Annotated in this window: 11 protein-coding genes; 2 read left to right on the top strand and 9 right to left on the bottom strand. The window is 62.7% G+C overall.

The genetic code is table 11. The features are described from left to right. Nucleotides 1–309 precede the first annotated feature (309 nt). Genes AC13C2_RS15305 through AC13C2_RS15285 form a run of 5 tightly spaced genes read right to left on the bottom strand, consistent with a single transcriptional unit; the run spans nucleotide 310 to nucleotide 5,308 of the window. Nucleotides 310–753 (bottom strand): ion channel, encoded by a 444-nt coding sequence (locus AC13C2_RS15305; RefSeq protein ID WP_482887349.1) that lies wholly within the window; start codon nucleotides 751–753, stop codon nucleotides 310–312. Nucleotides 754–799: 46 nt separating this feature from the next. Beyond that, entirely contained in the window at nucleotides 800–1,555 is a 756-nt protein-coding gene (locus tag AC13C2_RS15300) for a MauE/DoxX family redox-associated membrane protein (RefSeq protein WP_474521131.1), read from the bottom strand. A 13-nt stretch (nucleotides 1,556–1,568) separates the two neighbouring features. Beyond that, nucleotides 1,569–2,414: a DUF305 domain-containing protein gene (locus AC13C2_RS15295; protein ID WP_482887348.1), complete on the bottom strand. Its 846-nt coding sequence runs from the start codon at nucleotides 2,412–2,414 to the stop codon at nucleotides 1,569–1,571. 54 nt (nucleotides 2,415–2,468) lie between these two features. Further along, entirely contained in the window at nucleotides 2,469–2,852 is a 384-nt protein-coding gene (cueR, locus tag AC13C2_RS15290; RefSeq protein ID WP_092759704.1) for a Cu(I)-responsive transcriptional regulator, read from the bottom strand. Further along, nucleotides 2,849–5,308, bottom strand: coding sequence for a heavy metal translocating P-type ATPase (locus AC13C2_RS15285; RefSeq protein WP_482887347.1), 2,460 nt, complete (start codon nucleotides 5,306–5,308; stop codon nucleotides 2,849–2,851). Before AC13C2_RS15285 ends, cueR begins: the two co-directional genes overlap by 4 nt. Before the next feature lie 145 nt (nucleotides 5,309–5,453). Here AC13C2_RS15285 and AC13C2_RS15280 point away from each other — a divergent pair, with 145 nt between their 5' ends. After that, nucleotides 5,454–5,648: a heavy-metal-associated domain-containing protein gene (locus AC13C2_RS15280; protein ID WP_092761143.1), complete on the top strand. Its 195-nt coding sequence runs from the start codon at nucleotides 5,454–5,456 to the stop codon at nucleotides 5,646–5,648. On the opposite strand, the gene AC13C2_RS15275 is transcribed toward AC13C2_RS15280, so the two are convergent. Together AC13C2_RS15275 and typA are read right to left on the bottom strand one after the other, a co-directional pair. Further along, the gene (locus AC13C2_RS15275) at nucleotides 5,645–6,130 is read right to left on the bottom strand and encodes a c-type cytochrome (RefSeq protein WP_482887346.1); all 486 of its coding nucleotides are present in this window, start codon (nucleotides 6,128–6,130) and stop codon (nucleotides 5,645–5,647) included. The two genes, AC13C2_RS15280 and AC13C2_RS15275, sit on opposite strands and share 4 nt — an antisense overlap. Nucleotides 6,131–6,490: 360 nt before the next feature. Then, nucleotides 6,491–8,311 carry a translational GTPase TypA gene (typA, locus tag AC13C2_RS15270; RefSeq protein WP_092759709.1) on the bottom strand — a complete coding sequence of 607 codons (1,821 nt, stop codon included), beginning with the start codon at nucleotides 8,309–8,311 and terminating at the stop codon, nucleotides 6,491–6,493. 166 nt (nucleotides 8,312–8,477) lie between these two features. On the opposite strand from typA, the gene AC13C2_RS15265 reads away from it, so the two are divergent. After that, nucleotides 8,478–9,749, top strand: coding sequence for a cytochrome-c peroxidase (locus tag AC13C2_RS15265; protein WP_482887345.1), 1,272 nt, complete (start codon nucleotides 8,478–8,480; stop codon nucleotides 9,747–9,749). On the opposite strand, the gene AC13C2_RS15260 is transcribed toward AC13C2_RS15265, so the two are convergent. Both AC13C2_RS15260 and AC13C2_RS15255 read right to left on the bottom strand, forming a co-directional pair. Beyond that, entirely contained in the window at nucleotides 9,746–11,200 is a 1,455-nt protein-coding gene (locus AC13C2_RS15260) for a CRTAC1 family protein (protein ID WP_482887344.1), read from the bottom strand. The two genes, AC13C2_RS15265 and AC13C2_RS15260, sit on opposite strands and share 4 nt — an antisense overlap. Then, entirely contained in the window at nucleotides 11,197–12,465 is a 1,269-nt protein-coding gene (locus AC13C2_RS15255; RefSeq protein ID WP_482887343.1) for an ROK family protein, read from the bottom strand. The genes AC13C2_RS15260 and AC13C2_RS15255 overlap by 4 nt, the downstream gene beginning before the upstream one ends. Nucleotides 12,466–12,613: the final 148 nt, after the last annotated feature.

Here is a 12,613-nt window from a genome sequence, read left to right as displayed (position 1 = left end):
CAGTCATTTAGGGGAAACGGATTGCTACACCGACACTGCGGAAATTTTCAGGGAGGCTATGCGAGCGGCGATACCAATGTGCATGAGCGGGCAGTGCAGGCCGGGTTCGGTCGAGCCACCTGAACACGTTTCGTGCCGGACCGTGGATGGGTATTGTGGACTGGTAATCCGCGGAGCGGACCGTCCAGCCACTTTACTATCCATGCCCGTGTGCCGCCTTGAATCTCAACCGTGACCGACACCTGGGCTGCGCAAGAGACTGAAATTCTACCGCATTTGTCGACAGGGAAGGTTGAAAGCCACTCCATTTTATCGCTTGAACGGGTCTTTTCCGCCCATGATTTGCAAAAGGAAAGCACCAGAAGTCGTGATCAGCAGAAAACCCTGGAAGGCTTCCATTGCTGTCATGAAACGAAGATGTCCGCTCGGGATAAGGTCGCCTCGTCCGAGCGTCGCGAAATTGACCATTGAGAAATAGTAGTAGTCCATGAAGTTCAGGACTTTTTCCTCATCAGGTGGAGATGACGCAAGATCGCCGATCTGAAGGCTGTGCACGGCAAACCAGAACCCGCCTGCATACAACAATGCTTCGATTGAGTGGGCAATCGCGATCACCGTAACCGCTATGGCAACGCAGTGTGAAGGATGGCGGGCGGGTGACACGAACTGGGCAGCAAAGCGCAACGCGACATAGTGGACTGCGGTGCAGGCGGCGATCAGGACCGCCACCAGCACGATTGCCGTTATCATCATGATCCCAATCCGGGTTGGCCGTTACGCCAAGGTGTAAAAATCGGCACTATGCAAAGACCGCGACGATCATCGCCACTGCCATGCCGACCATCATCAGATTCTCGGTCAGCGACACGAAGCCCAGAGGCACTTTGCTGTCACCGCCGACGCAGGCGCACTTCAGTTCTCGCTTGTCGATGTAGACAGCCTTGAAAACCGATACCGCGCCGATGGTACCGATGAAAAGAGCACCGGGAACAGACAACCACGGCAGGATCATTGCCGTCATCAGAAGACCTGCAATCGTCTCGACGAAAGGATATACGTAGCCATAGCGGACCCATCGTTTCGCCAGAAGATCGTAGTTGAGGAACATCGTCGAAAAGCTTTCGATGTCCTTGAGTTTCTGGAGGCCCAGAAGCACCATCGAGATCGAGATGAACCAGCCCAATGTCTGCCAGGCGAAGATCGAGGGCAGTGCAACCCAGGCGAAAGCCAGAGCCAGCAGGGCCGCGACCGAGAACAACGCGATGACCGGCTGGTAGGTTGTGTCATCGGGATTTCGCACATTCTTGCCGAAATGGACCTGAAGGTCTTCGTAGCCACCGACCCGCTTTCCGTCGATGAAGGCCTGAGGCGTCGTCTTGACATCATGCTTGCGCATGAAGGCTTCGGTTTGCTCGCGCGAGGTGAGTTGGTGGTCCTCCACCTCGAAACCCTCGCGCTCAAGCAGATCCTTGGATTTGAGACCATAAGGACAGGTGTGTTCGTCCATCGCCATCCTGTACAGGACAGCAGTCTTCGCCTGGGTATCCTTGGGCATTGATGCTCCCCTCTCAGCTACAGGTCAGATATCCATCGAAGCCAACCCGCAGTGCCGGTTCCGTCATGAGGTCGAAGATCAGGTCCGCACCTTCACCCGCGTCCGAATCCGGGGGAGTCAGGGTCATGCGGATGCCTTCGGCCTCCATCGTCGCGGCATCGCCTTCAAGCAGGATCAGCGATCCGGAAATCTTGGCAACGCCACGTCCGTCCACGGTTGCAAAAATCGGATCGGCGTCAACGGCGCGTTCGAAACGGCAGGTTGCATCGGTGCCCAGGGCGCGGGTAATTTCCTCTTCGGTCATGGGGTCCGGCCGGATACCGGCGATCACGGGAGTGGCCAGCGCTTCGGCGAGAGTTTCGACAGGGGCTTCGGCATCGGATTGCCCAAGGGGAGCGTCTGCACCGGCTTCACCGTTGCGGTCGATATCCTCGATCATCCAGCGCATCTCGGAAATTTCGCGGTTTTGGGCTACCACGATCTCCTCGGCCAGTTTCGCCACGCGGGGATCGGTGATTTCGGCCCGCCGCGAGGTCAGGATCGCGATCGAGTGGTGCGGAATCATCGCCTTCATCCAGGCCTGATCTCCGATCGTATCCTGGCTGCGGAACAGATATAACGCGCCTGCGAAGACTATCGCACTGCCTCCGAAGATGGCCATATTGATCAACTTGTCGGTGTACATGCTCAGCATGAAAAGCAACATGATCACCGCCATCGTCGCTCCCATATAGAAAGCCATGTAAACGCGGCTTTCGCTGTAATAAAGGTGCTCCCAGGCATAGGAATTTGCGTACATCAGACCGTACATCACGATCGTGGATGTGACGATCATGCCTAAAAAGCGCCAATATGACATGGTATTCTCCTCTGATTACCACATCAAACAACCTTCCAGTGCAGGATAGTTCCCTCAGGGTTCCAAAGATTTTATGATCGGGCAATCCGGTCTGCTGTCGCCACGGCAATGCTCGATAAGTTCAGCCAGCGTTGCACGCATGGCAAGCAGTCCCGCGATCTTGGTGTCGATTTCGGACAGATGCCCATTGGCGATGCGTTTTACCTCTGCCGAAGTGCGGGCCTCGTCTTCCCACAGTGCCAGAAGCGCTCTGCAATCGTCGATCCCAAAACCCAATGCCCGCGCTTTCCCAAGGAACGTCAGCTTGTGCACGTCACTATCTTGGAACGACCTGTAGCCGTTGTCTTCGCGCAGGGGTCGGACAAGCCCGATCTCTTCGTAATAGCGGATCGTCTTTGGCGGTACGCCGGACCGCTCTGCCGCAGCCGAAATATTCATGCCGGAACCTCCATGGGCATTGCCGCAGGCGTGGGGTCTGCGGCGGGTGTCGCGGCCCGGCGCAACCGCAGCGCATTGGTCAGAACGAAGACCGACGACAACGCCATTGCCCCTGCCGCCAGCATTGGCGACAGCAGGGTGCCCGTGAAGGGATAGAGCACGCCTGCCGCTACGGGGATCAGCGCTACGTTGTAGGCAAAGGCCCAGAACAGGTTCTGACGGATGTTCCGGATGGTTGCCTTGCTGATGGCCAACGCACGGACGACGGCATCCAGCTCGCCCGCCATCAATACCACGTCCGCCGCCTCGATGGCGACATCGGTGCCGGTGCCGATGGCGATGCCGACATCGGCTTCGGCCAGCGCCGGCGCATCGTTGATGCCATCCCCGACGAAGGCGATTGCGCCGTGGTCGGCGCGCAGCTGATGCAGTGCATCGACTTTGCCTGCGGGCATCACTTCGGCCACGACGTGATCAATGCCCAGTCGATCGGCAACGGCACGTGCGGTGGTCGCCGCGTCGCCCGTGATCATCGCGACCTCCAGCCCCAGATCGTGAAACGCACGGATCGCGGCGGGGGTCGAAGCCTTGACCGGATCATCGACGCCGATCGCAGCCGCCACTGCCCCGTCGACGGCGAGCCACAGCGGTGTGCGGCCTTCGCTGGCAATACGATCAGCCTCGGCACGTAGGGGGGCGGGGTCGATGCCGCGCTGCACCAGGAACCGTTCGGCCCCGATCAGCACGGCGCGGCCTTCGACCGTGGCGGTGACGCCAAGGCCGGTGTGGCTCTCGAAGTCCTGCGCTTCGGGCACGTCCAGTCCGTCCTCCTCGGCGGCGCGCAGGATGGCACGGGCGATCGGGTGTTCCGACTTCGTCTCGACTGCCGCTGCAAAAGTCAGGGCAGTGGCGCGGTCATGGCCGGTCGCAACGGACAGCGCCGTCAGTGCGGGGCGCCCCGCAGTAAGCGTTCCGGTCTTGTCCAGTGCCACCACCTTCGCACCCTGCAACGCCTGCAATGCGTCGCCCTTGCGGAATAGCACACCCAACTCTGCCGCCCGTCCCGTGCCAACCATGATCGAAGTCGGAGTGGCCAGACCCATCGCACAGGGGCAGGCGATGATCAGGACCGAAACGCCTGCCACCAGTGCCAGCGCCGGATCGACCAGCAGCCACACCGCGACCGTCAGCGCCGCCAATACCATGACCACGGGGACGAAGACGCTCGTCACCCGGTCGACCATCGCCTGAATCGGCAGTTTCGCGCCCTGCGCCGCCTCGACCATGCGGATGATCTGCGACAGGACTGTATCTTCGCCCACGGCTCCGGCCCGCATCGTCAGCGCGCCCGCGCCATTGACCGTGCCGCCGGTCAGCGTGTCGCCCGCGACCTTGCGCACGGCGTCCGGTTCACCCGTCACCATGCTTTCATCGACCCATGACGCGCCATCCGTCACGGTGCCATCCACCGGCAGTCGCTCGCCCGGCCGGACCTCGACCAGATCACCGCTCACCACCTCAGCGAGCGGAACCTCAATGACTGCTCCGTCGCGGATTACTTGCGCGGTGGCGGGTCGCAACCCGACCAGCCGGGCAATGGCGGCGCCGGTACGGCCCCGCGCCCGTGCTTCCAGCCAGCGACCCAGCAGGATCAGCGTGGTGATGACCGCAGCCGCTTCGAAATAGATGGCGCGCGTGCCTTCGGGGAAAATTCCGGGTATGAGAAGTGCCACAGTCGAATATGCCCAGGCCGCAAACGTCCCGATCGCCACGAGGCTGTTCATTTCGGGCGCACCACGCAACAGCGCGGGGATGCCCTTGGTGAAAAAGCTGCGTCCCGGCCAGGCAAGGATCACTGTTGTCACCACGAACTGGAACCACCAGGACGTCATGCGTCCGACGGCACCTTCGAACGCGTCGCGGAAACCGGGAATGAAGTGGCCGCCCATTTCGATCACGAAGACCGGAAGGGTCAGGATTGCGGCGATGACCAGCCGCTTGAGCAACTCTCCCGCGATATCGTCATGGCTGCGACCGCTCTGTGTGCTGTCGCCATGCGGACTGGCGTCATAGCCGGCCTCGGTCGATGCGCGGGCCAGTTCGGCAGGTGTCGCCGTGCCTGCAAGCGTTGTGACAATTGCGCGCCCCGTCCCGAAATTCGCCTCGGCCCCGGTCACGCCGGGAACCGCTTTCAGGGCCTTCTCCACGCGACCCACGCAGGACGCACAAGACATGCCGGAAACATCCAGCGTGATGGTATCCGTCGTCGCCGGATAGCCCGCCCGCTCCAGCGCGGCGGCAAGTTCGGTCATCTCCGGTGCCCCGTCGACCGTAGCACGCCCAGTCGCAAGGTTGACCTGCGCACTCGTCACGCCCGGCACGCTGGCAAGCGCTTTCTCGGCGCGTCCGACGCAGGACGCACAGGACAGCCCCTCGATTTCGAAAGTCTGGGTCATCGTCGTCTCCGGATTCGATTCATTCCCCCTAATGAAGGTTCCCAAGACTGGAAGGTCAAGGGACTTCGAAAATATTCTGGCCCGGCTTGACCTTCCAGCGGGGGAACATCCCACTTGCACCGGACGCAAGCCCGAGGAGATTTCCATGCGCCTGAATGTCGAAAACATGACCTGCGGTCACTGCCGCGCCTCTGTCGAAAAAGCCATCGCGTCCGTCGATCCCGCCGCCAGCGTCACTGTCGACCTGCCGGGCCGGACCGTGGATATCGAAAGCGAAGCCGATGCCGAGACCCTGATGGGTGCCATCCGCGCGGAAGGCTACGAGGTGCGCGCCGCCTAACCGCCTGAGCGCGCGGCCTGTGCCGCGCGCACACGTTCCGGCCAGGTGGATTTGATATAGCCCAGCACGTCACGGATTTCTGCGTCCGTCAGGATATCCGCAAATGCGGGCATGCCGCTGTTCGCATTCTCCAAGCCGAGTGCAGCCATCGCCGCATCTCCGCCAAGCTTGGTATAGTTGAACAGCGTCGCATCGTCGTGATGCCAGGTATGTCCGGATTCGTCATGCGGCGGGGGCGGATACTTGCCGTCGGGTCCGGGCGACCGCCAATCCGGGGCACCTTCGAGGTTTGCGCCGTGGCAAGAGGCACATTGCGCAGTATAAATCGCTTCTCCCGCGGCAACGTCCACCGTAGCGTCCAGAGGCGCCAGATTTTCACGCAAACCGGTTATGTTTGTCGTGCCGGGCCAGAGTGCGATCACTGCGCCGCCCAGTCCTGCCAGCACGACGACTCCGATTACGGTCAAGGTCGCGACCTTCATGCGGAAATTCCGGATGAAACCGTGATTTCCGGACGCTTCCCTTCCGGGTGCTTCGGTGCGGATTTCGCAGAAAGCTGCGCGGTCAGGGACCTTGGACTGGTGGATTTCAAGTGGACTTCCTCCGGGGGCGTATCGAGACGGGCCGTATGCTGGACTTCCTGCGCGGGAGGGCAAGCGAGCGGTTGTCGCACCGACGTGACCAATATTCCCATGGTGGTGCAAGGGCGAAACTGCTGAAGCCACGTGCAGTCCAGACGGATTACCCGATACCAGGTTTCGACATGCGCCGTATTAGGCATATCCGAAAAAAGCGACCGGATTTCAGTCCGGCCGCCTGTTTTCACTGTGTCGGTTCGCGGTCTAGCCGGCGGCGCGAGAAGCCCGCTTGCGCTCGTGCGGGTCGAGAAAACGCTTGCGCATACGGATCGCGCTGGGCGTCACTTCGACAAGTTCATCGTTGTCGATATAGGCGATGGCCTGCTCCAGCGAGAGGGTGATCGGCGTGGTCAGGCGCACCGCTTCGTCGGTGCCGGACGCGCGCACGTTGGTCAGCTGCTTGCCCTTGAGCGGGTTGATTTCCAGATCGTTTTCACGCGAATGTTCGCCCAGGATCATGCCCTGATAGACCTGCTCCTGCGCGCCGATGAAGAACTTGCCGCGATCTTCCAGTTTCCAAAGCGCATAGGCCACGGACACACCCGATTCCATCGAGATCAGAACGCCTGCGCGACGGCCCGGAATCGGACCCTTGAACGGCGCCCATTCGTGGAACACGCGATTCATCACGCCGGTGCCGCGCGTGTCCGTCAGGAACTCACCGTGGTAGCCGATCAATCCGCGCGACGGCACATAGGCGATGATGCGGGTCTTGCCCGCGCCCGCAGGCTTCATCTCGGCCAGGTCGCCCTTGCGCGTGCTGGTCAGCTTTTCGATTACCACGCCGGAATAATCATCGTCGACGTCGATGGTGACCTCCTCGATCGGTTCGTGCTGGACGCCATCGATGTCCTGAAACAGGACCTGCGGGCGACTGATCGACAGCTCGAACCCTTCGCGGCGCATGTTCTCGATCAATACGCCCATCTGCAATTCGCCACGACCGGCAACCTCGAAAGCTTCGCCGCCGGGGGTGTCGGTCACCTTGATGGCGACGTTGGTCTCGGCTTCCTTCATCAGACGCTCGCGGATGACGCGGGACTGCACCTTCTTGCCATCCCGGCCGGCCAGCGGGCTGTCGTTGATACCGAAGGTCACGGTGATGGTCGGCGGATCGATCGGTTGCGCCGGAATCGCTTCGGTCACGGAGGTGTCGCAGATCGTGTCGGCCACGGTGGCCTTGGCCATGCCCGCGATGGTTACGATGTCACCGGCCTCGGCCAGATCAATGGGCTGCTGGGACAGGCCGCGGAAGGCGAGGATCTTGGTCGCGCGGAACTGCTCGATCTTCTCGCCATCCCGCGACAGGGCCTGAACCGTCTGACCAGCCTTCAGCGTGCCCGATTCGACCCGGCCCGTCAGGATGCGACCGATGAAGGGATCGGCCCCCAGTGTAGTTGCCAGCATGCGGAACGGCTTGTCACGGTCGGCGATCTGCTTGGGGGCGGGGACGTGCTTGACCACCAGATCGAACAGCGCATCGAGGTTTTCGCGCGGGCCATCCAGTTCGGTATCGGCCCAGCCATTGCGGCCCGACGCATAGAGGACAGGGAAGTCCAGCTGATCGTCGTCGGCGCCAAGGTTGGCGAACAGGTCGAAACATTCGTCCAGCGCACGGTCCGGCTCCGCATCTGGCTTATCGACCTTGTTCAGCACGACAATCGGCCGCAAGCCCAGTGCCAGTGCCTTGGAGGTCACGAACTTCGTCTGCGGCATCGGTCCTTCGGCGGCGTCCACCAGAAGGACCACACCGTCGACCATCGACAGGATGCGTTCGACTTCGCCGCCGAAATCAGCGTGGCCGGGCGTGTCGACGATATTGATGCGGATACCCTTCCATTCGACCGACGTGGCCTTGGCAAGGATAGTAATGCCGCGCTCGCGTTCCAGATCGTTGCTGTCCATGGCCCGTTCGGTCGTGGCCTGGTTTTCACGATAGGTGCCGGATTGCTTGAGCAGTTCGTCCACCAGCGTTGTTTTGCCGTGGTCGACGTGCGCGATAATCGCAATGTTGCGAAGGTCCATGAAACTCGTGCCTCGAATAGGGGGTTGCGGGCGCGTTACCGCCAATCGAAGGGGAAGGCCAGCGTTTATGCTGCGGTGCAGCCTTCTGCCCCACTTCCGCAGCCTGCGTCGCTGTGATTACGTCACGCCTATGTTGCGCGCCCTTTTGATCCTATCCGCTCTTTCCGTGTCCGCTCGGGCCGAGGGGTTTCCGCCTCCGGTGACAGACGATGCCTATCGCGCGACCGACCCGGCCAAGGTTGCGCTGGGGCGGCTGCTGTTCTGGGACCCGATCCTGTCGGGCAACCGCAACATAAGCTGCGGCACCTGCCACCAACCGCAGTTCGGCACCGGCGATGGTCTCAGCCTGGGTCTGGGGGAAGGTGGCATCGGGCTGGGAACGGCCCGTGTGCCCGATCCGGCGAACCCGCCCGAACAGCGTATCCCCCGAAACGCGCCAGGCCTGTGGAACCTTGGCGCGAAGGAATTCACCGCACTGTTTCACGATGGGCGGATCGAAGACCGGGACGGCGTGTTGCGCACTCCGATGGGGCCGGAAATGGTCGAAGGGTTCGACACGTTGCTGTCGGCGCAGACCATGTTTCCGGTGTTGTCGGGTGACGAGATGGCCGGGCACTACTCGGAGAACGAGGTCGCGCAGGCGGTGCGGCAGGGCCTGATCACCGGGCCGGACGGGGCGTGGGAAAAGCTGTCGGCACGGGTCCGTGCAATCCCCGAATACATTACGATGTGGGAGACGGCGTTTCCGGGCGACGATACACTGGATTTCACCGATATATCGGATGCGATCGGACAATTCGTCGAGTTTGAATGGCGCAGCGACACGGCCCCTTTCGACCTGTGGTTGCGGGGCGAGGACGATCTGTCGGCCCGCGCGTTACAGGGGGCGGAGCTGTTCTATTTCACCCAAGGCTGCGCATCCTGTCACAGCGGCCCGTTCCAGACCGACCAGGATTTTCATGTAACCGGGCAGCCGCAGCTTGGGCCGGGCAAACGCGCGCGGTTCGAACGGCACGCCCGCGACGAAGGCCGTGCCCGCGTGACCGGAGACGCGGCCGACCGTTTTGCCTTTCGCACGCCGTCCTTGCGCAATGTGACCGAGACCGGCCCCTGGGGTCATGCCGGGGCCTATGCAGATCTGCGCGATTTCATCGCTGCCCATGCCGCACCCCGCGCCGCATTGTCGGAATATGCCCGCGACGTGACATTGCCCGACGCCGGGCCGGAGATCGCCGCGACCGACTGGACGTTCATGGACGATGCGGCGGAGGTAACGGCGCTCGCCACTGCCGTTCGCGGCCCTGACAGGGTGCTTACGGAAACGGAGGTCACGGCCCTGATGGCCTTCCTGGAAACGCTGCGGGACGAGACCGCCCTGGCCGGCCGGCTCGGTATACCCGAAACCGTGCCATCGGGTCTTCCGGTGGATCGGCCCTAGCGGATCAACCGGACCGGACCGGGTGTAACGGTCACCCAGTCGCTCACGTCCCCGTCGGGCCAGATCACCCGTGCTTCCGCCGAATCCGCATCCCCGATCCCGAAGTGCAGCGGCAGGACCGATCCCCCTGCGTGACCGCCGCCGACCGTCAGTTCCTGCGTCTGGACGGTCGTGCCCGTCCGCACTTCGACCCAGGCGCCGACACCTGCGCGGTTCCCTCCGGGCTGCTCCAGCGTGATCGATAGGGCATTCCCCGCATCCGACACGTTCCTCCAGACTTCCAGCGGCGCGCGCCGGTTGACCACCGCCAGATCCAGCCGCCCGTCGCCATCCAGATCGGCCAGCACCGCACCGCGACCCCGATAGGTCGATGCGACCCCGGCGGCCTCGGACACTTCCCGGAATCGTCCGTCCTCGTTCAGCAGCAGGTTATTCGGGTCCTCGATCGCCATGTCCGGCATCTGATCGACGTTACCCTTGGCGATGAAAAGGTCCGCATCGCCGTCATTGTCCACATCGCCCCAGGCCGCGTGCCACCCGGTCGAGGGTCGCCCGTCATCGCCGACATGCGGCCGCTGCGCGAAGGTGCCGATATCGAAGGGTGCCATCGTCAGACCGGTGGCCGTGGACAGCATCGTCAACTGATCGCCCATCGAGGTCAGCATCAGGTCGGGCCGCCCGTCGCCGGTGATATCGCGGGACGCGATGCCCATGCCCCAGATTGATGGCCCGTCGAAACCGTCATCCGGTCCCAGGAACCGCCCCTCGGTCAGCGACCACATCTGCTCCGTCCCGCCCGAGACATAATAGTGCCGGTCATTCGACAGCCGCAGGGTTGCCGCGCCATCGCGGTTTTCGTCCGAGAACAAGATCGACAATGCACAGAACCCCGGCGTCAGCACTGTCGCCCGATAGCCTTGGGACTCGGGGCGCAGCAGCAGGTTGTCGTCGCAGGCGCGAAACGGACCATCGGGGTCGTCGCGATCGACGTAATTCCCGAAGGCGAGCGTCGGGCGGTCGCGCCCCGCCTCCCACGTGGCCGAAAAGGCCGTTGTCCATCTGTCGCCGCCTGGCACACCGAAATCGTGGACCGCAAATCCGCAGGCGCCGTCGCCTTTCAAGGTCACGTTTTCGCCGACACGCAATATGACCAGGTCGTCCACCGCGTCGCCGTCCAGATCCAGTGCATAGACCCCGCTGGCCCCGGTGATTGCCGGAAACGCCCCGGCCTCGAACACCATGTCGCCCCGGTTGCGCAAAAGCATGACAGGATTGGTGCCACCCGCCGCGACCAGTTCGGGCAGGGCATCGCCGTCGCAATCGAAGGCCGCGATGCCGCCACCTACGAAATGTTCCCACCCGCCGTCATAGACATGGGACGGTATGGTCACCGGCTCGAACACCGGCTCGGCGACGACTGGCGTGGCCAGAAGCAACAGCAGCCACTTCATCCCATCAGCCTCGGGGTCAGGTCCGAGAGGGCGAGGGCGGCGGCTCCGCGCGCCCAGACCAGATCGTCCCAGGCGTTCACTTCGATGGGCGGCGGCGTGTTCAGCGTCAGACCCGAGACCTCGGCCAGCATTTCCTCGGCATAAAGATAGTCATACCGCATCCGGCTGCCCGACAGGATGATGCGGCGTGGGTCGAACAGGTTGGCGACATTCGCCAGCCCGAGCGCCAGATATCGACCGGCGCGATCAAAAATCGCGCGCGCCGCCTCGTTCCCGTCCTTGGCCTGATTGTAGAGGGCTTCCAGCACTTCACCCCGCGGCGGCAGCGCGCCGTCCAGCGCGATCGGCGCCTCGCGGACCAGCGCGAAATCGGCAACATAGGCTTCCAGGCAGCCCCGTTGTCCGCAGCGACACAACGCGCCGTCCAGTTGCACCTTGGTATGGCCCAGCTCCATCCCGAACCCGTGCGCGCCGCGGTAAGGCGCATGGTCCACGACCAGCCCCAGACCGACGCCGTATTCGATGGTGACGACCGCGAAATCCGACAGGGACCTGCCTTTGCCGAACCACAGCTCGGCCATGGTCAGCAGGTTGGCGTCATTGTCGACCGACACCGGCAGGCCCAGACGATCCGAGACGGCGCGGGCCAGATCGACGTTGCGCGCGTCAAGGATCGGGGACCAGCGCAACAGGCCGGAGGCGTGTTCGACCATGCCCGGCAAGCCCAGGCCTACACCCAGAACGGGTGGCGCATCGGGACCTGCGCTGTCTAGCAACCGGGCATAAAGGACGGATAGCTCGTCCAGAAGGCTTTTGATCGAGCGGATATCGGCGGCGCGGGGAAGCGTCGCCTGGGCAACGGGCTGCCCTGCCAGATCGACCAGAATCGCGGAATATTCGTGGTCGCTGATCTTCAGGCCCGCGACCAGGCCCCGCTCCGGATTCACACCCAAAGTGACAGGGGGTCGTCCGCGCCCGACATGCTGTGTCTCGTCCTCCAGTTCACGCAGAAGATCGGCGGCCAACAGGTCCGATACCAGCGGCGTGACCGATCCGGGCGAGACTTCGAGTTCCTTGGCCAGAACCGCCCGGCTGATTCGCCCAGCCGAACGGACCTGCTCGTAAATCTGCTGCCGCAGGGACAGAGTGCCTTGCTGGCGCGCGCCGCGAAGGGGGCCGCATCCGGGCGCGTCGGCCCCGGCAAGCTGAGTTGCAGCGGCCCCCTGCGTCCGTCGCTTCGTGCGCTGTGGGGCGTCAAGTCCCATTAGTTCGACCCCACAATATAAAATCCAACACATGCCCGGACTGCAGGCAGTGGATCGGCATCAAGGCGCGTTGCGCAGGGGTTTAGTGAACGATTGTTCCACCGCGACGTCAAATTAATTTTGACAATCGAATATAAACTTGGTTCCT

Source organism: Jannaschia sp. L-14R, assembly GCF_056857695.1.
Note: the sequence above shows the minus strand (reverse complement) of the source record. Positions and strands in the feature narration are given on the sequence as shown.